General features: G+C 43.1%; 17 protein-coding genes and 1 pseudogene. 16 read left to right on the top strand and 2 right to left on the bottom strand.

Annotation, left to right across the window (positions count from 1 at the left end; genetic code table 11):
- Positions 1–10 precede the first annotated feature (10 nt).
- The 13 genes from QZT69_RS09345 (at position 11) to QZT69_RS09285 (ending at position 11,666) form a co-directional block, all read left to right on the top strand.
- Positions 11–256 carry an AtpZ/AtpI family protein gene (locus tag QZT69_RS09345; protein ID WP_294673386.1) on the top strand — a complete coding sequence of 82 codons (246 nt, stop codon included), beginning with the start codon at positions 11–13 and terminating at the stop codon, positions 254–256.
- A complete protein-coding gene (locus tag QZT69_RS09340; protein WP_294673384.1) occupies positions 249–617 on the top strand; it encodes a hypothetical protein in 369 nt (122 codons plus the stop codon). The genes QZT69_RS09345 and QZT69_RS09340 overlap by 8 nt, the downstream gene beginning before the upstream one ends.
- A gap of 245 nt (positions 618–862) precedes the next feature.
- On the top strand, positions 863–1,978 hold the full coding sequence (atpB, locus tag QZT69_RS09335) for a F0F1 ATP synthase subunit A (protein WP_294673382.1): 1,116 nt from the start codon (positions 863–865) through the stop codon (positions 1,976–1,978).
- A gap of 26 nt (positions 1,979–2,004) precedes the next feature.
- On the top strand, positions 2,005–2,217 hold the full coding sequence (gene atpE / locus QZT69_RS09330) for an ATP synthase F0 subunit C (protein ID WP_124747783.1): 213 nt from the start codon (positions 2,005–2,007) through the stop codon (positions 2,215–2,217).
- Positions 2,218–2,291: 74 nt separating this feature from the next.
- Positions 2,292–2,786, top strand: a complete 495-nt coding sequence (locus tag QZT69_RS09325) for a F0F1 ATP synthase subunit B (RefSeq protein WP_294673379.1) — start codon at positions 2,292–2,294, stop codon at positions 2,784–2,786.
- A 9-nt stretch (positions 2,787–2,795) separates the two neighbouring features.
- Entirely contained in the window at positions 2,796–3,329 is a 534-nt protein-coding gene (atpH, locus tag QZT69_RS09320) for an ATP synthase F1 subunit delta (RefSeq protein ID WP_294673377.1), read from the top strand.
- A gap of 11 nt (positions 3,330–3,340) precedes the next feature.
- Positions 3,341–4,915, top strand: coding sequence for a F0F1 ATP synthase subunit alpha (gene atpA / locus QZT69_RS09315; protein ID WP_294673375.1), 1,575 nt, complete (start codon positions 3,341–3,343; stop codon positions 4,913–4,915).
- A gap of 91 nt (positions 4,916–5,006) precedes the next feature.
- Entirely contained in the window at positions 5,007–5,882 is an 876-nt protein-coding gene (gene atpG, locus QZT69_RS09310) for an ATP synthase F1 subunit gamma (protein ID WP_294673373.1), read from the top strand.
- Between the two features lie 818 nt (positions 5,883–6,700).
- Complete coding sequence (locus tag QZT69_RS09305; protein WP_294673372.1) at positions 6,701–8,662, top strand: SPFH domain-containing protein; 1,962 nt, start codon at positions 6,701–6,703, stop codon at positions 8,660–8,662.
- A gap of 166 nt (positions 8,663–8,828) precedes the next feature.
- Positions 8,829–9,509: a Fe2+-dependent dioxygenase gene (locus tag QZT69_RS09300; protein ID WP_294673371.1), complete on the top strand. Its 681-nt coding sequence runs from the start codon at positions 8,829–8,831 to the stop codon at positions 9,507–9,509.
- Between the two features lie 180 nt (positions 9,510–9,689).
- Positions 9,690–10,472: a methylated-DNA--[protein]-cysteine S-methyltransferase gene (locus tag QZT69_RS09295; RefSeq protein ID WP_294673370.1), complete on the top strand. Its 783-nt coding sequence runs from the start codon at positions 9,690–9,692 to the stop codon at positions 10,470–10,472.
- A gap of 1 nt (position 10,473) precedes the next feature.
- Positions 10,474–10,881: a hypothetical protein gene (locus QZT69_RS09290; protein ID WP_294673368.1), complete on the top strand. Its 408-nt coding sequence runs from the start codon at positions 10,474–10,476 to the stop codon at positions 10,879–10,881.
- Positions 10,882–10,910: 29 nt separating this feature from the next.
- Positions 10,911–11,666, top strand: coding sequence for an OmpA family protein (locus QZT69_RS09285; RefSeq protein WP_294673366.1), 756 nt, complete (start codon positions 10,911–10,913; stop codon positions 11,664–11,666).
- 113 nt (positions 11,667–11,779) lie between these two features.
- On the opposite strand, the gene alr is transcribed toward QZT69_RS09285, so the two are convergent.
- Positions 11,780–14,068 (bottom strand): alanine racemase, encoded by a 2,289-nt coding sequence (gene alr / locus QZT69_RS09280; RefSeq protein WP_294673364.1) that lies wholly within the window; start codon positions 14,066–14,068, stop codon positions 11,780–11,782.
- Positions 14,065–14,640, bottom strand: a complete 576-nt coding sequence (locus QZT69_RS09275; RefSeq protein WP_294673406.1) for a thymidine kinase — start codon at positions 14,638–14,640, stop codon at positions 14,065–14,067. Before QZT69_RS09275 ends, alr begins: the two co-directional genes overlap by 4 nt.
- A gap of 171 nt (positions 14,641–14,811) precedes the next feature.
- Between QZT69_RS09275 and QZT69_RS09270 the strand changes: the two genes are divergently transcribed.
- The 3 genes and pseudogenes from QZT69_RS09270 to QZT69_RS09260 form a co-directional block, all read left to right on the top strand.
- Positions 14,812–15,639, top strand: coding sequence for a hypothetical protein (locus QZT69_RS09270; RefSeq protein ID WP_294673361.1), 828 nt, complete (start codon positions 14,812–14,814; stop codon positions 15,637–15,639).
- Positions 15,632–16,915, top strand: a complete 1,284-nt coding sequence (locus QZT69_RS09265) for a M28 family peptidase (protein ID WP_294673360.1) — start codon at positions 15,632–15,634, stop codon at positions 16,913–16,915. The genes QZT69_RS09270 and QZT69_RS09265 overlap by 8 nt, the downstream gene beginning before the upstream one ends.
- 393 nt (positions 16,916–17,308) lie before the next feature.
- Positions 17,309–19,715: pseudogene (locus QZT69_RS09260) on the top strand (T9SS C-terminal target domain-containing protein); the annotation flags it as partial.

Here is a 19,715-nt window from a genome sequence, read left to right as displayed (position 1 = left end):
TAAGAATGTCATGGAAGAAAATCGGGAGAATAAGCCGAAAAAACAGCTAAAGAATTACGTTCGGTTTACCGGCGCTGCATTCCAAATGGCCGGAACAATCGTAGCAACAGCTTTCCTTGGTGTATGGCTGGACAAGAAATTCAATGCGGGAGGAAACATGTGGACGCTGATCTGCACCCTGACCGGAGTAGTGGTTTCTATGTACATTATCATTAAGGAAGTAATTGATATGTCAAAAGAAAAAGATAATGAGTAAAAGCCTGGGAGCCTTTTTGAGTTTGGTAGTGATAGCAGCCACGTATTTGGTGTTAATAGGATTGAATCACAACTGGGAAATTCCAAAGAGTCACATTGCCGGAATAGTTGGTCTGCTGGGAATCTTTTTCTCAAGCACAGCGATTATGATGTCCGGATCCAAAGCAACCGCAGAGTCACGTGCCCAGCGTTTTATTCTCGGAACAGCTGTTCAAATGATCCTCGTTTTGTTTTTCGTGCTGATCGTTAAATACATCTGGAAAGATTCATTCAAAGAATTCGTTTGGTACTTCATGAGTTTCTTTGTCGTGATGCTCTTTACCCAGGCACTTTGGATGTTGCTGAAGGTTCGTAAGAGCTAGTCCATCCAAATAAGCGCGTATTAAATGTTCAAAATCAGCGTAATCTGCGAGATCTGCGTGAGACACCTTGAAACAGAAATCACCCGTTAAACAAGCCTGTGAAAATCATTTTTTTTCACAGGGGTGAACTTCTTTACCGTGAATGGGGTAAATAACAGATTTGTTTGCAATTTTTTCTTGGTGTTTCTGAAAGATTAACTACCTTTGCGCCAAAATTTAGGGTTTTATCTAAATATTAATAAGCGATGTCATTAATTTTCAGTGCAAAACGATTTTTTACATTAATTGCGGCAATGGTCATCTTGACCCCGACTTATGCCTTTCATCCTGGAGAGCCAATCCCGGAAGAAGAGTTTGAAGTAGGAGAAATGATCATGCATCACATTTCGGATGCGCACGAATGGCACTTATGGGGAGGACATCACAATTCAGTTTCTGTTTACCTTCCGATTATTTTGGTAGATGGTGGTTTGAAAACTTTTTCTTCCAAGCATTTTTACCACGGTGAACACGCTTCTTCAGTAGATCATAAAACAAATGAAGCAGTAGCATATGTTAAAGGAGTTGGTCCTGCAGCAGGATATGCTATGTATCATGAAGAGATTTATAAATTGGAAAACGGTGAGTTGTCTTTCGAAGACGGTCACGTTCATGGGGCGAAAAGTCCTTTGGATTTTTCGATTACAAAAAATGTGCTTTCATTATTCATGGGGGCTGTATTGATCCTGTTGATTATGAGTAATGTTGCTCGTTTCTACAAGAAAAACGGTCCTGTTGCTCCGAAAGGATTGGCAAAATATTTGGAAGTATTGATCGTAATGGTTCGTGACGATATTGCAAAAGCAAACATTGATCACCATAAGTATCATAAATACGTTCCGTATTTATTGACCATCTTCTTCTTTATTTTCTTTAATAACTTGCTTGGATTGGTTCCATTCCTTCCTGGAGGAGCTAACTTGACAGGTAATATCACGGTGACATTGTTTTTGGCAGTTTGTACCTTGTTGGTAACTGTGTTTTCAGGAAATAAAAATTACTGGTTGCATATCTTCGCAATGCCAGGAGTTCCGAAGCCTTTATTGATCATTATGATCCCAATCGAATTGGTAGGTATTTTGACTAAGCCTTTCGCATTGATGATTCGTTTGTTTGCGAATATCTCTGCAGGGCACATCATTATTCTGGCATTGATTTCGATTATTTTCATTAACCAGAGTGCAGCTTGGGGAGCTTTATCTGTTCCTATGGCATTGTTCATCTCTGTGTTGGAGTTGTTGGTAGCATTCTTACAGGCATTCCTGTTCTGCATGTTGTCGGCATTGTTTATCGGTGCAGCTGTTGAAGAAGCACACCATTAATTAGTAATTTTTTAAATACATATAGCATGTACGGAAGTATCGCAGCAATCGGAGCAGGTCTTGCAGTTTTAGGTGCAGGATTAGGAATTGGTAAAATCGGTGGTTCAGCAATGGACGCAATCGCTCGCCAACCTGAAGCTTCTGGAAAAATTCAAACAGCTATGATTATCGCAGCAGCGTTAATCGAAGGTGTTGCACTTTTCGGTGTAGTAGTTGGTCTACTAGGAAACGCGAAGTAATTGAAAAAGCTTGTTGCAACGGTTGGTTGCAGCAAGCCTTTTTTACAAAATTGAAAAATTAAAACAGAAATAAGATGGGGTTGATTACACCAGATTTAGGATTACTTTTTTGGACGGGTTTAGTATTCGTTCTGTTGTTGGTTATTTTAACCAAATTCATTTGGAAACCGATTTTAGCTTCCGTAAATGCACGTGAGCAAAAGATTTCCGATGCATTGGAATTGGCTGAAAAAACAAAAGCTGAAATGCATGCTTTGCAGGCGCAAAACGAGAACTTGTTGAAAGAAGCTCGTGCTGAGCGTGACGCAATTGTGAAAGATGCGAAAGAAACAGCTGTGAAAATGGTTGAAGATGCTAAGAATACTGCGAAAGCTGAAGCAAACAAAATCGTTGAGTCGGCTCGTGCTACCATCAACACAGAGAAAACAGCTGCAATTGCTGAATTGAAAACACAAGTTGCTGCAATTTCATTGGAAATCGCCGAGAAAATCATTCGTGGAGAGTTGTCTTCAGATGAGAAGCAAAAAGCGTTGGCTGAGAAAATGGCAGGTGATATTAACTTGAACTAATCGATAGAAATGAAGAGTTCGAAATCAGCTTCCCGTTACGCACAAGCTTTGTTGGATCTTGCGATCGAACAAAACAAAGTGGATGCAGTTGCGGCAGACATGAAATACATGGCAACAGTATGTGCTGAAAACCCGGATTTGGAGAACATGCTTCAAAGCCCGGTAGTAAAAGCAGATAAGAAGATTGCTGTTTTGAATGCAATTTTTGACCAATTCGATAAAGTAACAAACATGTTCGTGGAACTGATTGTGAAGAATGGTCGCGAAGCATATTTGTCACAAATCGCTGCGTCCTTTGATAGCTTGTTGAAAGCGCATCAGGGAATTGTTCCGGTGACATTGATCAGCGCACATAAATTGGATGAACAAGTAAAGAAAGAGATCGTTTCCAAAGTTCAGGCTTCTATATCAGGAACTGTTGAGTTGACCGAGAAGATTGATACGGACCTGATCGGAGGCTTTGTCGTTCGTATGGGCGATACTCAAATCGATGCATCCGTTGCATCGCAAATTAATAAATTGAAACAACGTTTAACAAGGTAATAAGGAAAGACATGGCAGATGTTAAACCAGCAGAAGTTTCTGCGATTTTAAGAGAGCAATTATCAGGATTCCGTTCGGAAGCTGAGTTGCAGGAAGTAGGTACCGTATTACAGATCGGTGATGGTATCGCTCGCGTTTACGGATTGAAAGGTGTTCAGTACGGAGAATTAGTTGAATTCGACGGTGGATTGCAGGGAATTGCATTGAACCTGGAAGAAGATAACGTAGGGGTAGTATTATTAGGTCGTTCTTCTGCAGTAAAAGAAGGAGATACTGTAAAACGCTTAAACCGCATTGCTTCTGTAAATGTTGGTGAAGGAATGGTTGGTCGTGTTGTGGATACTATCGGTAACCCAATCGACGGAAAAGGTCCTATCGCAGGCCAGTTGTATGAAATGCCGATCGAGCGTAAAGCTCCGGGAGTTATCTTCCGTCAGCCGGTAACTGAGCCTCTTCAAACAGGTATCAAAGCAGTTGATGCGATGATTCCGATCGGGCGCGGACAACGTGAGTTGATCATTGGTGACCGTCAAACAGGAAAAACAACGGTTGCGATCGATGCAATCATCAACCAAAAAGAATTTTATGACCGCGGAGAACCTGTTTTCTGTATCTATGTTGCAGTAGGACAAAAAGGTTCAACAGTTGCGGGAATCTATAAGAAATTAGAAGATGCAGGTGCAATGGCTTACACGGTAATCGTTGCTGCAAACGCTTCTGATCCGGCTCCAATGCAGTTCTACGCTCCAATGACTGGTGCCGCTATCGGTGAGTTCTTCCGTGATTCAGGACGTCCTGCATTGATCGTATTTGATGACCTTTCCAAGCAGGCAGTTGCTTACCGTGAGGTATCTTTGTTACTACGTCGTCCTCCGGGCCGTGAGGCTTACCCAGGTGACGTATTCTACCTTCACTCCCGTTTGTTGGAGCGTGCTGCGAAAATCATCGCTGATGATAACATCGCTAAGCAAATGAATGACCTTCCGGAATCTTTGAAAGGAATCGTTAAAGGAGGAGGTTCATTGACTGCACTTCCAATTATCGAAACACAAGCGGGTGACGTATCTGCGTACATTCCTACAAACGTAATTTCGATTACTGACGGTCAGATCTTCCTGGAGAATGACTTGTTCAACGCTGGTATCCGTCCTGCAATCAACGTAGGTATCTCTGTATCTCGTGTAGGAGGTAACGCTCAAATTAAATCCATGAAGAAAGTAGCTGGTACTTTGAAATTGGATCAGGCACAATACCGTGAGTTGGAAGCGTTCGCGAAGTTCGGTTCAGATTTGGATGCAGCTACGAAGTCTGTTTTGGACAAAGGAGCGCGTAACTTAGAGATCTTGAAGCAACGCGAAGGAGATCCTTACCCGGTAGAAAAGCAAATTGCTATCATCTACGTTGGTACAAAAGGATTGATGCAAAATGTTCCTGTAAACAAAGTAAAAGATTTCGAAAAGGAATATTTGGATTTCCTGGAGGCGAAACATGCAGATGTATTGGTTCGTTTGAAAGCTGGAAAATACGAAGATGCTGATACAGATCTTTTAGGAAAAGTTGCGAAAGAGATCGCTGCTAAATATTAATAGAATTATGAATTAAAATAATTATCAATTATCAATTATCCGGAGGGAAACTTCTTGATAATTGATCCATTGATAATTCATAATTAAAGTTATGCCGAATCTTAAAGAAATACGAAATCGAATTACTTCAGTAGGATCTACGATGCAGATTACCTCTGCAATGAAGATGGTTTCCGCTGCAAAATTAAAGCGTGCTCAGGATGCTATTACTCAAATGCGTCCGTATGCTGAGAAATTGCAGGAGATCTTGGGTAATTTGACTGCTTCGCTGGATATTTCAGAAAATGCATTGGCTGCTGCACGTCCTGTTGAAAACGTATTGATCATTACCATTACTTCCAATCGAGGATTGTGTGGTGGTTTCAATAACAACATCATCAAACGGGTGAACCTGGCAATCAATGAAGAATATTCAAATGCAAATGTGAGCCTTCTTTGTTTAGGTAAAAAGGCAAAAGACGCATTCAAGCGCTCTAATATGTATTTTGAAACTTCCGGAACAGGAATCGTTGATGATATCTTTGCTGAATTGACTTTCGGAAACGTTTCCGTAGTTGCTGATTTTGCAATGAAGTCTTTCCTGGAAAAGAAGTTCGATAAAGTGGTTGTGATCTACAATAGCTTCATCAATGCAGCTTCCCAGGAAGTGAAGGAAGAGCAGTTATTGCCTATCGTTCCTACAGAGCAGGCAAGCGATAAACAAGCCGGAGATTACATCTTCGAACCTTCGAAAGAAGAGATCGTAGAAGAGTTGATCCCGAAAACTTTGAAAATCCAATTGTTTAAAGCGTTGTTGGATTCAAACGCATCCGAGCACGGAGCGCGTATGACTGCAATGCACAAAGCAACGGATAATGCCAAGGAGTTACAGCGTAGTTTGAAATTAAGCTACAACAAAGCCCGTCAGGCTGCAATTACAAACGAGATCCTGGAGATCGTTGGTGGTGCGGAAGCATTGAACGGCTAATATTGAAAGAATAATAAGAGGAAAGGCTTTTCCGCTGCGGCGGAAGGGCCTTTTTTGTTTTCTGTCGAAAACACTTCAACCAATGAGACCGACAAGAAGGTTGTTCGTGACATTAATCTCTATTTTTAATCGCGCCAAATGATCCAAAATAAAAAATGACAGGTCCCATTGATTCGGATGTTCCAAATTTTAAAAAATATCCTTGTATCTCCCGTATTTACTAGGGAAACAGCTTGGTAAAAGCACCTAAAAGTTGTGCTGAAAATAACAGATTTTAAGTAAAAATATCCTAAATATCTTCCGGATTATTCCAGGTTATATACATTTACCTCGTGAATGTCACATTCGCGATACAGCCCACCGGAATCAGGCCACTTCCCTCAAGCTTCCTATCGGAATAAGCGTTCGTCCGCAATGTTTGTGCTAAAGCTCTTGTCTTGGTGAAGCCGCTGTGCCTACGCTGACCGCATGTCGCCAAAGCTTTAGCGGCGGCACAAGCTACAGCATAAGCGTTTCGGCAAAACAAGGTTAGCGAAGGCACAGCGGCGGAACGTACGGTACTGAAGTGAATCATTTTTAAAGAAATTGGATCAAAGCAGTTTGACCAAATGTGTCTTTTGCCCGGCCGGTAAGCGATGCATTCTGTCAACCTGCCGCCAAAGGCGCTCCCAAGTCGGGACTCATATCGAATACATGAACTTTTGATAAGGGTTTCCGTGTATAAGTAATTGGGTCCGACTGGGAGTTTTGAATGCTTTTCTTCTAAATTTGACACGGCAAGTAACGTGCCAACTTTTAAATTAAACAATAGAAAACCTATGAAAGAAATGTTACTTAGTTATTGGTGGGTCGGATTGATCGTAATCTGTTTGATCCTCTACAAATTTATTTTAAGATTCCTGTTCGGAATGGTCATCGTTCCCGAAGACAGGATCGGTCTGGTAACCAAAAAATTCGTCCTGTTCGGTGAACACAAAGAGCTTCCTGATGGCCGCATTGTGGCCATAAACGGGGAAGCAGGTTTCCAGGCTAAAACGCTTGCTCCGGGATTGTATTTCGGAATGTGGGTTTGGCAGTACGAAATCACTATGGAGCAGTTTACCGTTATTCCGGAGGGAAAGATCGGATTAGTGCTTTCAAAAGACGGTGCTGAAATCCCAACGGGAAATATCCTGGGACGTAAAGTAGAATGCGATAATTTCCAGGATGCAGACATGTTCCTGAGAAATAACGGTCAGCGTGGCCGGCAAACGAACTACATTACGGCGGGTTCATACCGTATCAATACGATGTTGTTCCAGGTTTCGATCACAGAAATGGTGCGTATTCGTGAAAGTATGGTAGGTATCGTTACAACCCTGGATGGTATGCCGATTGAACACGGAGAAATCGCAGGTAAAGCGGTTAACGGGCACAATAACTTCCAGGATTTTGACACTTTCCTGGAAAATGGCGGAAATCGTGGTTTGCAGCCGACAGTCATTTTGGCAGGATCTTACAACTTGAATCCATGGGCCCTGCAGGTAGAAGAAACACCGATGACAGAAATTCCGATCGGATATGTGGGAGTAGTAATCTCCTACATTGGCCACGACGGGAAAGATCTGACCGGAATTGACTTCAAGCACGGAAATATTGTAGAGAAGGGAAGTAAAGGTGTTTGGTCGGAACCATTTGGTCCCGGAAAGTACCCGGTGAACAAGTACACGATGAAAGTCGAACTGGTACCAACAACAAACCTGGTATTGAACTGGGCACAGGCACGAAGTGAATCGCACAATCTCGATAAGAACTTGTCTACGATTACCGTTCGTTCGAAAGACGGTTTCCCGTTCAACCTGGATGTTTCGCAGATCATTCACGTTCCAACCAATGAAGCACCGAAAGTAATTGCGCGTTTCGGGAACATGGTGAATCTGGTAACACAGGTATTGGAGCCGACTATCGGTAACTACTTCCGTAACTCCGCGCAGGATAGTGATGTGATTGCTTTCTTGTCGACTCGTAAAGAGCGCCAGGAATCTGCAAAGGACCACATCAAGAAAGTGTTGGATGAGTATAACGTGAATGCGGTAGATACATTGATCGGGGATATTGTGCCGCCAGAATCACTGATGAAAACCTTGACAGACCGTAAAATCGCAGAAGAACAGAAAGTGACTTACGAAACCCAGAAGCAGGCACAGGAAACGCGCCAGGGAATGGAAAAGGAAACTGCCATTGCAGATATGCAGAAAGACATTGTAAAAGCACAGCAGAGTGTGGAGATTGCGGAACGTACTGCAAATGCTACGGTGAAAAAAGCAGAAGGGGATGCCTCCGGAGTGAAATTAGCTGTTGGTGCGGAAGCAGAAGCAACCAAAATGCGTGCACTGGCAGAAGCGGAAGCAACCAGAGCCCGTGCGAAAGCAGATTCCGAAGCGGTAAAATTGAAAGCAGACGCGGAAGCGGAACGCATCTCAAAAACAGGTATTGCGGAAGCGAGCAAGATCCAGGCTATCGGTAAATCTACCGCTGAAGCTTACGAATTGGCAGTTAAAGCGCTGGGTGGTGAGAACTTTACACGTTACAAGATCACAGAAGAGCTGTCGAAAGGAAATATCAAGCTGATCCCGGATGTGTTGATCGGTGGAAATGGTCAGCAAGGCGGATCGGCAATGGACGGCCTCTTAGGGTTGAAGTTGATGGAAATGATGGACCCGGAAAAGAAAACGGAAATCCCTCAAAAGATCACAAAACCGGAAGCAAAACCAAAGCAAGGTCCGGCTAAATCGGAATAAAAACAAATAATCCGGAAGGGGTTCATGAAGAATGAGCCCCTTTTTATCATAAAACAGAGAAACCACATCTTTAACAATAAGTAGGTTTTTTCATTTCTGAAGGTTATTTTCGTGCCGTGAAGAGTTCTTTTATAGAAAAAGCTCTGAACCGTTTAAATAAACCGACATGATGACTATTCAAAATACCTACCTGACCATTCCCGGACTGCTTACCAAAGAACAAATCCAGCAAATCGATGCTTTCAGCTCCCGCGCAAAGTTTGAAGATGGCAAGAAAACCGCTTCAGCAGCTGCCCGGGAAGTGAAGAACAACCTGCAAATGGACATGCAGTGCCCGGAATACGGAATGGTACAGCAAGTGCTGCTTCAGGCGCTTAACGCAAACATGCAGTTTCGAAATGCAGTCTTGTTGAAAACAATCTATCCCTTTTTGATCAGTACTTACCGCGAAGGAATGACTTATGGCTGGCATGTAGACAGTCCCTTGATGGCAAATATGATGCGTACTGATATCGCAATGACCATTTTCCTGAACAATCCGGAAGAATACGAAGGTGGGGAACTGGAACTTCAAACGGCGTCCGGAACGGTTCTTTACAAATTAGCCGCCGGAGACGCTGTCTGTTATCCGTGTACCCAGCTGCACCAGGTGCGTGAAGTCGTTAGCGGTGAACGAAAAGTAGCTGTGACCTGGATCCAAAGTATGGTGAAGAGCGCAGATCAGCGCAAAGTATTGTCAGATATCCAGGAAGTGATAGATGAACTCCGCAGACAGGACCTGGTTTCAGAACCTGCGAACGTACTTCAGCAGACACACAGCAACCTGATTCGCATGTGGGCGGAATAGCAGCGGATAATTTTTAGCTAATTTTGAAGCGTTCATGTTATAATCAGATTCACAACCGGATTGTTATCCACAATTCTGACAAGAAATTAACCGTTTACCGGCTAAAACATCAACAGTTCACTTCTTTTGCCTAACTTTCGGCCTGCAATGGAATCTGATTTTTCATATCAAGCTCCCCGTATGGATTTGCTTTTCAAGACCCTGAAATGGATGCTTGATTCACAGCAGATTGGCATTACTATCGAAGAATTATCAAAACATTTGGGACTTGGAGAATGGGAGACCCAGCATTTGTTCCAGGAATATTTGGGAAAAGATCCCATCCGTTTTGTGCAGGATGCTTTTTCTCCTTCTTTAGCTCGGGTCGATAAACAACAGGCACAGATCTCTATTTTTGATTCGGTTGATGATGAAACGTATAAGTTGTCCACACACATTGATCTTGACATCCAAATACTGGAAGAATCCCCGGAAGCCATTTATTATTCCATCTTTCCTTATTTTTTAGGAAATGTATTTATTGCAAGCCATGAATCGGGGATTTGCCAGGTGACATTTGAAGATTCGGAAGTGGGTCCGATCCGTTTGAGGAAAACTTTTCCGAAAAGTACCATCAAAGAGGAACGAACGGAACTGCATGAATTAGCTTACCAGGCTCTGATGAGTTATTTTGTAAAAACAGACGATATTCCTGTTATTCCGGTTGCTGTTAAAGCAACACCTTTCCAGGTGAGTGTTTGGAACCGGCTTCAGGCTCTTGGTAAATCAGAATTAGCTGCTTACAGTGACCTTGCCGCGGAACCGGGCGATCCGAATTTATTGCGGGCAGTCGGATCAGCTGTTGGTGCAAATCCGATTGCTTTATTGATTCCCTGCCACCGCGCAGTGCACCACAGCGGGAAAATCGGAACCTTTCGCTGGGGAAAATGGCGCAAACAAATCTTATTGGCAATAGAAAAATAGTATGAGACTGGAAGAATTGTTACAAACTCCCATGATCGGAGAATCTGAACTGGCGAAATACTGGCGTGTAACCCCGGATATCGTGTATGCAGAATCAAAATCCACTGCCAGAACAATTGAAACGATTGCCTCCAATGTTGCTTTGGTGAAATCAATGAATGACAACAAACCGGTTAAGTTGATTATTTCCATAGCGAAATCACCGGTTCCTGATCAAGCAACAAGGGAATTGGCTGCAAAAGAACTTCCGTTAACTTACTCTGCGATGGCAATGATTGCTACCAATAAATTAACCGGCTTTATCATTAACCTTATTTACGGAATGAAGAAACCTCCGATTCCAATGAAAACCTTTTCCAATTTTAAAGATGCCCGCAATTGGCTTTCGAAATTGGATGTAACGAAATGATATTCTTCCGTTTCATCTAAAACCGACTTATGAAATCAATCATACTTTCCTCATTCATTGCTTTTTTAGCAACATCTTGCTTTGCACAAAACGAAATCCTCAAAGATTCACTTTCTGCATCTTTCGCATACAATCAATCAGATATCCTGGATGCTGAAAGGCTATTGACCCAATTGGATAAACAGGATGCAGCGTTATTGACCGTCATAAAACTGATCGGGTATACGGATTCAACCGGATCTTTGAAAAGGAACCGAATCCTGGCTGCAGATAGAATCACATCCGTCGAAACTCTGCTGAAGAGCTCCGGGTCAAAGGAAGTGAGAGTGGAGGTCATAAATGCGAACGAAACTTCGGGTTTCCGTATTGCTCCGGATGAATTGAACCGCAGAGTGGATGTATTGATTTACGGCAAAAACGCAGTTGAGAAACCAAAGCTCGCTTTTGAACTCAATAAACCGGTTAATCTGAACATTAATTTTGCAGGTGGTCAGGCAGTTTTTCTATCTACATCTTATCCGAATCTTGAAAAGCTAAAAGCATTGATGCTGGAAGATACCACGCTCCAGGTTAAACTCCACGGACATGTCTGCTGCGATAACGATATGCCGCTTTCTGTCAAACGGGCTGAAGCGGTGAAAAAATACCTGATCTCGAATGGTGTGGACAAGGCGCGCATGTCGGCAGAAGGTTTTAGTAATACAATGGAATTATTCCCGGACGACTCGGAAACACACATGTCGATGAACCGCCGGGTGGAAGCGATTTTCTACCGGAAAGAATAAGTTCTTTTTACCGTGAAGATCGCTTGTTTCCAAAAATTGCTCGGAGAAAGTGTTAATACTGCTATTTGCGCTCTCTGCGGCTAAATATTTTCTGCGAACCTCTGCGGGAAACCTTAATCTTCTACATAAACCCGGTGCATCCGTCTGGATAACCCCGTCATCACCTCGTATGGAATAGTTTCCATCGCTTTTGCAAACACATCCATCGGCTGGTTCTGCCCGATAATTTCAACCGTGTCATTGATCTTCGCATTCACCGAACTGATATCAACCATGATCATATCCATGCAAACGCGGCCAACCACCGGACATTTGATCCCGTGAATGTAAACAGAACCCTTTCCGTTGCTTAAACTGCGTCTGAAACCGTCTGCGTAACCGACAGGGACGATTGCAATGCTCATATCCTCCATGGCTTCATAGGAAATCCCGTAACCGATAAAGTCCCCCTTAGGAACAGTCTTGATCTGCGAAATGGAACTGTACCAGGAAACACTTGCTTCAAGAGAAGCTTTCAATTTCGGATTTTCGGTATATCCGTACATGGAAATCCCGAGACGGATCATGTCGTAACAGTTTTCCGGGTAGCGCAGAGAGCCTTCCGAATTCAGGATATGTGCTGAAAATGAGTCGGAGCTGTGTTCCCGGAAATAGGAAACAATCGAATCGAATGAAGCCAGCTGTTTTTGTGTGAATGCACTGTGGTTCGGATTATCAGCATCTGCCAGGTGCGAATAAATTCCTTTGATCTGTACTTCAGGTTGTGAGTTGATAACTGCCAAAACACGTTCTTTATCGGTTGGTGCAAATCCCAAACGGTGCATTCCCGTATCAAATTTCAAATGGATCGGGTAAGCAGAAATATTGCGGTGGATCAAAGTAGTAATGAATTCGTCCAGTTGCTCGAATGAATAAATGGCCGGTTCCAGGCGGTATTCGATAATCAGGTCGCTGTGTTCCGGATCCGGGTTCATCACAACAATCGATGAGGAAACACCGATCCCTGCTTTTCGCAATTCCACACCTTCATCGGCAAATGCTACACCGAAATTCCGGATACCGATTTGCTGCAGGAACGGAGCTACTTTATCAGCGCCTGATCCATAAGAAGAAGCCTTGACCATGGCCAGGATTTTCACATCTTTCGGTAAACGGGATTGATAGAACGAAATGTTCCGCTTGATAGCACTCAGGTTGATCTCCACAATCGTGCGGTGTTTCAATGCTTTTCCCCGGGCAACTTCGTACTCAAAAGCCCTGTCGCGATGCGCTTTTACCAGGACAACCGCATTGTGGAAATTTTCCCATGGAATGGATTTTCCTTCGGGAATGAAATGGAATTCGTCCGGGTTGAAGGATTGGATCAGTTTTTCGATTTCCAGTTTTTCGTGCTGATGTCTTTCTGATAAACCAATAACAACAATCCGTTTTTTTTCCGGAGTTAATTGTCTTTGATAGATCAATGCTTCGCTCAAAGCATCCAGGTCGAGGTTGTAAGTATCGTTGATGATCGTATTCCCGTTGATTCCTTCGAAAACTTCCATGCGTAATGCAAGCGTCGGAAGAGAATCCATTCGGGCTTTAATTTCTAAGGGATCCAACTGCAGATATGCCAGGAATGTTTTCAGAACACCCAGCATCCCATTATATCCCGCCGGAAAACGAGGATTCTCGTAAGATTGGCAAACCTGGAAATTTCCGGGAAGACGGTTTTCAAGATCAGCAAATGTATGTGGGATAAACGCTAAACGGCATTCGCGGAAAAGCACCCATTTTTCCAACAAATGAGCTTCGTTATTTGCAAAGTTCTCGCGATGTGCTTTTCCAAAGGCTGTAAAGATTCCGTAATCGGGCCGGATCATATCCTGCAGGATTTTCATTTCCCCCGGCTTCGAAATCCCGGCTTCGATAAATGCTATGGAAGCACCTTCATGCATTTCCAAAAGAGACAAAGCCACGCCGATCTGTGAGTTGAAACTCTTGGGACTGCGGACAACTTTGAATTTGTCAGAAATACAATGGAAAATCCATTCTTTGAAAGTTGTTTTTCCTACGCTTCCGGTAATCGCAACCACCGGATAAGTGAATTTCCTGCGGTGATGTTTGGCTAATTTTTGAAGAGCACCAAGTACGTCTTCTACCTGGAAGTATACCGCGTCCGGTTGGAAAGTAAGCGTTGTGTTTTTCGCAATTACAAAAAAACGGATTCCTTGTTGATAAGCGTGGTCAATAAATTCATTTCCAGATCTTGAATGACCGGATAAAGCAAAAAAAAGTGCTCCTTTTGACTGTTGAATTTTGCGGGAATCAAAATAAACGTGCAGAATGGAATCGATGCTTGAACCGATTACTTCTGCTTCAAAAATTTCCGCACACGCTTCAATGGAATAATTTAATCTCAATGCTCAATTTTATTGTAACAACTGCGGCAAAGCGGCTCATATGTCTCAACCGCCCCAACCAATACCTGTCCCTCATCCCTGGAGGTTCGATGAGAGTACTGTGCTAAGTTACCACATGAAACGCAAATCGCGTGTACTTTTGTCACATATTCTGCCATGCAGAGCAGAGAAGGCATCGGGCCGAACGGTTTGCCTAAATAATCCATATCCAATCCCGCAATAATGACGCGTACACCGAGCCTGGCCAGATCAGTACATACATCTACCAATCCTTCATCAAAGAATTGGGCCTCGTCGATTGCAACAATGCGCTCTTTTTTCCAATGCTTCAGGATTTCATCCGAACTTTTTACGGGAATTGCTTCCAGGGAAGAACCTTTGTGGCTGACTACTTGCTCTTCGTGGTAACGGTTGTCAATGGCAGGTTTGAAAAGTAGCAGTTTTTGCTGTGCAAATTCAACGCGCTTCAAACGACGTATCAATTCTTCGGTTTTTCCGGAAAACATCGATCCGCAGATCACTTCAATCCATCCGTTTTGTCTTGCTTCAGAAGGAATTTGCTCTAAAAACATCATTTTTCAAGGTTATCAACAATCCGGTATAAACAACTATTCATATTTGAAACGAAAAGGACTTTTACGAATTGTAATTTTATACTGCAAAAATTGTGATTTATCGGTTCTTATCCGAAGCGAGGTTTACAAGTTGCAGCAAATGTTGAAAAATTTCGAAATACAGGAAATATGGAAATGCACGCATTGATCGAAGAAATTACAGCCTTATTAGCAAAAATAAAGTCCGGAGAAGCTACCATGAATGAATTGGAAGCTTTTGCGGCGGCTGCCAATCAATTGAATGAGCGCGCAATTATTTTGCGGTATAAAGCTATAGAGTCAAAGGTTTACGGACGTTCGGGTACTGCTCCTGTTTCGGAAACTCCTACGGCTGTAAAGGAAGAAATTGTTCCGATTATCGAAGCCCAGGAAGTTCATCCGGAACCAGAAGAAGAACCGTCTTATGACCTGTTCGGAATGGATACTGAAGAGGAAACACCACTTACGAAGACGGAGATTGTATCCGACAAAGATACAGAATCAAAAGAGGAAGAAATCCCTTTCGAATTGATTGAAGATCAGGTGGAGGAAGAACCTGTTGACGAGGAACCGATCCAGCCATTTGTTGAGCGGGTAAGTGAAATTGAAAAAGAAGAAGAAAAAGCTCCGGTAATTCCGGAACCTGCTTTTGCAGCACCGATCGAGAATACACAAGGACTGCACCCGATTTATGGAAAACTGAATTCCAATGACGGTACGTTGGCCGCACGATTAATGTCTGTTCGACTGGAAACCCTGAAAGGTGCTTTCGGATTTAATGAACGTCTGCAAATTATCCAGGAATTGTTCAATGGCTCCAATGAAGAATTCAACAGCCTGATTGACCAGATAGAAAATATTTCTTCGAAAGATCAGGCAAGGTCTTTGGTAAGCAGTTATGCAAATAAGTATCATTGGGACGCAGACAGTCAACTGGCGATTGAACTCGTTCAAAAAGTAGAGCGCAAATATGCATAAATTCGTTTTCCTGCTGGTTTTTATACCGCTGCTCGGTTTCGGGCAGGTAGAACAGGGTCGTTTGACCGTTGAGAAATTATGTTCGCCGGCTTTTCACGGTCGGGGCTACGTAAACGGAGGGGATTCTATCGCCGCGAATTTTATAGCAGGCGAATTCGAAAAAATGGGTTGTAAATTCTTTAAGAACTCTCCATATCAGCCTTTTCAATTCAATGTGAATACTTTTCCCAATCGCATGTTTTGTTCCGTAAACGGGAAGGTTTTGGTACCGGGAAAAGAATTTGTAGTTGATCCATCCTGTCCGTCATTTTTTACAGACAGCTTAAAAATATACCGCATTTCAACCGAAGAAATTTTCAATGGCAAGAAGTTGAAAAATAAGATCAGCCAGGCAGCTATGAGCGGTTCCAAAACAGGTATCGGTTTTGCATTTCACTTCAGTTTGTGGAAAGGGGATACTCTGAAAAAAGCAAAAGAGCTGGCAAATACCCTGGGGCAGTCAATGCCGGTTGTTGAACTGTTTGATACTAAGTTTACGTGGAGTGTAAGCCAGGAACAAAGTCGTTTTCCATTACTGCAGGTGCAGTCAAGTGCATTGGATGCTTCCATGGATGAATGGATCTTCAGTATTCGGGTTGATGCAAAACTGGTGAATCATACTGCAAGAAATGTGATTGCTTACGTTCCGGCAAAGAAGAAATCCAGGAAATATTTTGTGTTCAGTGCGCATTACGACCACCTCGGACAGATGGGACAGGAAGCTTATTTCCCGGGTGGGAACGACAATGCTTCAGGAACAGCGCTTTTACTGGAAATGGCTCGTTATTACGTCAATAATCCAGCAGAAGTAAACATCGTTTTTATGGCATTTGCCGGAGAAGAAGTAGGTTTGCTTGGAAGCAGGTACTACACAGATAATCCGATTTTTCCATTGAAAGAAATCCAGTTCTTGTTCAACCTCGATATCATGGGTAGCGGTGAAGAAGGAGTAACGGTTGTCAACGCGACTGTGTTCCCGGAACAGTTTGAGGTGTTAAAATCCATCAACGACAAACAGCAATTCCTGCCAAAAATCGGGTCACGTGGTCCGGCTGCAAATTCAGACCATTACTTCTTTACGCAAAAAGGTGTTCCGGCATTCTTCATGTACACCATGGGGCCAAACAAGCATTACCACGATGTTTACGATACCTACGAGGAATTAAGCTTCAACAAATTCAACAGCATCTACCAGCTCCTGATCGATTTCGAAAAAGTCGTAGCCTGGAAACGATAATTAGAGAGTAATTCCTTTTTACGGAGTCATGACATTAATCGTATGGCTTTGTAAATACTTTTTAGGTGATATCCATTCACTTCCAACAAGTACTTAAAAACGACCTTTTCAGGTATTTCATTACAGCTACTCCGAAGCTACTTTTGAGCTATCAGATTAAACCATGTGTTTGTATTCAAAACAAAGCCGGCTTCCGGAAGGGTTGTTTCATAATAGGTTAGTTTTAGGTCAGTTAGTTTTCGTTTCTTCCGGAAGTAGCTGCTGCTACACAACATAAGTACCCATAGTCGGTTAGATAAGCAATGAGGCAAGGAACGATATGTCCTTGCCTCATTGGTTTTTTTAGAACTCTGGTTTTTTGAGTATATTCACTCGCAACTATTTATGAAGAAAATGCGATTATTCCTTCTCATCGGTTTTTTAATTGGCTCAAAATCCCTGTCAGCCCAGGTATATCAAGGAGTTGGTGGTAAAACAAACCCTGTTCAGACAAAAGCTGCCAGTTGTGCACCTCCCAATAAAACTACGTACATGGAATACAACAATGTGCGTGCAATGGTTCACACAGCAGGAAATTTATGGCAGGTTCCCGGTCAAAATTTCTCCCAATATGAAATTCCTAAGAACTCAAAAATCATGTGTTTTTTCACTTCGGCGCTTTGGCTGGGTGGAACAGATGTCAACGGACAGTTGAAATTAGCTGCCTTGCGTTACCGTCAGGGACAAGATTACTGGACCGGACCTTTATCCAACGGAACAGCCGAAATCGATCCGAGCGAATGCTTGAAATACGATAATCACTTTACCTCCAGTAAAGACCTGGTAAGACAATTCGATGCATGGTATAATGCCGGAATACAAGACCAGCAAAATGGTACAAGCCTTCAATCTGCCAATTTCCCGAATTACCAGGTTCCTGAATTTATTAAGAACTGGCCGGCTCACGGAGATGTCAGTAAAGGACAGGATTATCATTTGGCACCTTTCTATGACCGGGATAATGACGGCGATTACGAATGGGAAGAAGGAGACTATCCCTGGTACGACATTAACGGCACAAAAGATTGTAAAACCGATCGAAGAGTTTCTCTTTACGGAGACTTCAACATGTGGTGGGTCATGAATGACAAAGGGAATATCCATACCGAATCCCAGGGTGAACCTATCGGAATGGAAATCCGAGCGCAGGCATTTGCTTTTGCTACGAATGATGAGATCAATAACATGACCTTCTACAACTACGAATTGATAAACCGCGGAACCCAAACCCTTTACAATACCTATTTCGGGGTTTTTGTGGACGGAGCACTCGGAGATCCTTTTGATGATTACGTGGGCTGCGATGTGAACCGTGGATTGGGATATTTCTACAATGGAGATGCAGTAGACGGAGATAACCAGGGATTTTACGGTTACGGGGCAAGTCCGCCCGCTGCCGGAGTAGACTTTTTTGAAGGTCCTTACCAGGACAACGATTCAATAGATAATGCTTATGGAATTGATTCGGGAGAAGCGCTGAACGGAATCGGTTACGGAGATGGAATTGTGGACAATGAACGGTATGGAATGAGACGTTTCCTGTATTACATCAATACCGGAGGAGGAGCAAATCCGAATCAGACTGATCCAACCACTGCGGCAGATTATTACAATTTCCTGAGAGGAAGGTGGAAAGACAATACACCGTTTTACTATGGTGGTAACGGACATATTTCCGATCCGACTGTCAATCCGAATGTAACTTGTGATTTCATGTTCCCGGATGATACTGATCCATTGGGATGGGGGACAGATGGAATTCCACAACCTGCATGGACGGAACAAACAGCAAATAATTTACCCTATGACCGGCGTTTTCTTCAATCTGCAGGGCCTTTTGTTCTGAAACCAGGAGCTGTTAACAATATTACAGTGGGAATGGTTTGGGCGAGATCTGCCGGCGGAGATCCTTTTGAATCCGTTAAAGCACTGCGTTTGGCAGATGACAAAGCGCAGGCATTGTTTGAAAACTGTTTCCGGGTACTGGAAGGACCGCATGCTCCGGATTTAACCGGTCAGGAATTGAAAAATGAACTGATTCTATACTTATCCAACGGCTCCGCTTCGAATAATAAACAGGAAGATTACCAGGAATTGGATCCTTTTATTGTTACTTCCGTTCCCAATGCAGATAAGTATTACCGGTTCCAGGGATATATGATCTATCAGCTGGAAAAATCCAATGTCAGCGTATCGGATTTGGAGGACCCAACCAAGGCGCGTTTGGTTGCTCAGGTGGATTTCAAGGATGGGATTAAACGCCTGGTGAATTTCGAATACGATGAAAACCTTCAGGCTTCATTCCCGGTGGAAAAGGTGAAAGGTGCAGATTTGGGGATCAAGCATTCATTCCGGGTCACAGAAGATTTATTTTCTTCCGGGGACAGACGTCTGGTTAATTTCAAGCGCTATTACTTCATGGCCATTTCGTATGCTTACAACAATTACAAGACATATGACCCAACAGATCCGATTGCTTTGGACGGACAGAAGAAACCTTTCCTGGGAAGTCGTAAAGCTGCGATTGGAGAAGTGAAAGTACTGGAACTTATTCCGCATGACCCCGCTCCCGAAGCGATGGGAACCATGCATTTGTCTGCATATGGTCTTACTCCGCGCATCACGCGTTTGGATGGAACCGGAAACGGAGGAAGAGAATTGGAGTTGACATCGGCATCCGAGAATTCGATCGTTGCGAACGGATTCCTGGATAAAGTACAATATGACTACAACGGCGGACCGATCAACGTAAAAGTGGTAG

Origin of the sequence: uncultured Fluviicola sp. (genome assembly GCF_902168135.1) — a bacterium.
Lineage (GTDB): Bacteria > Bacteroidota > Bacteroidia > Flavobacteriales_D > Crocinitomicaceae > Fluviicola.
The sequence above is the reverse complement of the archived record's forward strand: the minus strand, read 5'-3'. Positions and strand labels throughout refer to the sequence as shown.

What these genes read in the sequence shown, in the direction of transcription:
- atpB (WP_294673382.1), top strand. Translation starts at nt 863, where the DNA reads ATGTCATTAATTTTCAGTGCAAAACGATTTTTTACATTAATTGCGGCA.
- QZT69_RS09345 (WP_294673386.1), top strand. Translation starts at nt 11, where the DNA reads ATGGAAGAAAATCGGGAGAATAAGCCGAAAAAACAGCTAAAGAATTAC.
- QZT69_RS09275 (WP_294673406.1), bottom strand. Translation starts at nt 14,640, where the DNA reads ATGTTTTTAGAGCAAATTCCTTCTGAAGCAAGACAAAACGGATGGATT.
- QZT69_RS09325 (WP_294673379.1), top strand. Translation starts at nt 2,292, where the DNA reads ATGGGGTTGATTACACCAGATTTAGGATTACTTTTTTGGACGGGTTTA.
- QZT69_RS09300 (WP_294673371.1), top strand. Translation starts at nt 8,829, where the DNA reads ATGATGACTATTCAAAATACCTACCTGACCATTCCCGGACTGCTTACC.
- QZT69_RS09295 (WP_294673370.1), top strand. Translation starts at nt 9,690, where the DNA reads ATGGATTTGCTTTTCAAGACCCTGAAATGGATGCTTGATTCACAGCAG.
- QZT69_RS09285 (WP_294673366.1), top strand. Translation starts at nt 10,911, where the DNA reads ATGAAATCAATCATACTTTCCTCATTCATTGCTTTTTTAGCAACATCT.
- atpE (WP_124747783.1), top strand. Translation starts at nt 2,005, where the DNA reads ATGTACGGAAGTATCGCAGCAATCGGAGCAGGTCTTGCAGTTTTAGGT.
- QZT69_RS09290 (WP_294673368.1), top strand. Translation starts at nt 10,474, where the DNA reads ATGAGACTGGAAGAATTGTTACAAACTCCCATGATCGGAGAATCTGAA.
- QZT69_RS09340 (WP_294673384.1), top strand. Translation starts at nt 249, where the DNA reads ATGAGTAAAAGCCTGGGAGCCTTTTTGAGTTTGGTAGTGATAGCAGCC.
- QZT69_RS09305 (WP_294673372.1), top strand. Translation starts at nt 6,701, where the DNA reads ATGAAAGAAATGTTACTTAGTTATTGGTGGGTCGGATTGATCGTAATC.
- QZT69_RS09265 (WP_294673360.1), top strand. Translation starts at nt 15,632, where the DNA reads ATGCATAAATTCGTTTTCCTGCTGGTTTTTATACCGCTGCTCGGTTTC.
- atpA (WP_294673375.1), top strand. Translation starts at nt 3,341, where the DNA reads ATGGCAGATGTTAAACCAGCAGAAGTTTCTGCGATTTTAAGAGAGCAA.
- atpG (WP_294673373.1), top strand. Translation starts at nt 5,007, where the DNA reads ATGCCGAATCTTAAAGAAATACGAAATCGAATTACTTCAGTAGGATCT.
- QZT69_RS09270 (WP_294673361.1), top strand. Translation starts at nt 14,812, where the DNA reads ATGGAAATGCACGCATTGATCGAAGAAATTACAGCCTTATTAGCAAAA.
- atpH (WP_294673377.1), top strand. Translation starts at nt 2,796, where the DNA reads ATGAAGAGTTCGAAATCAGCTTCCCGTTACGCACAAGCTTTGTTGGAT.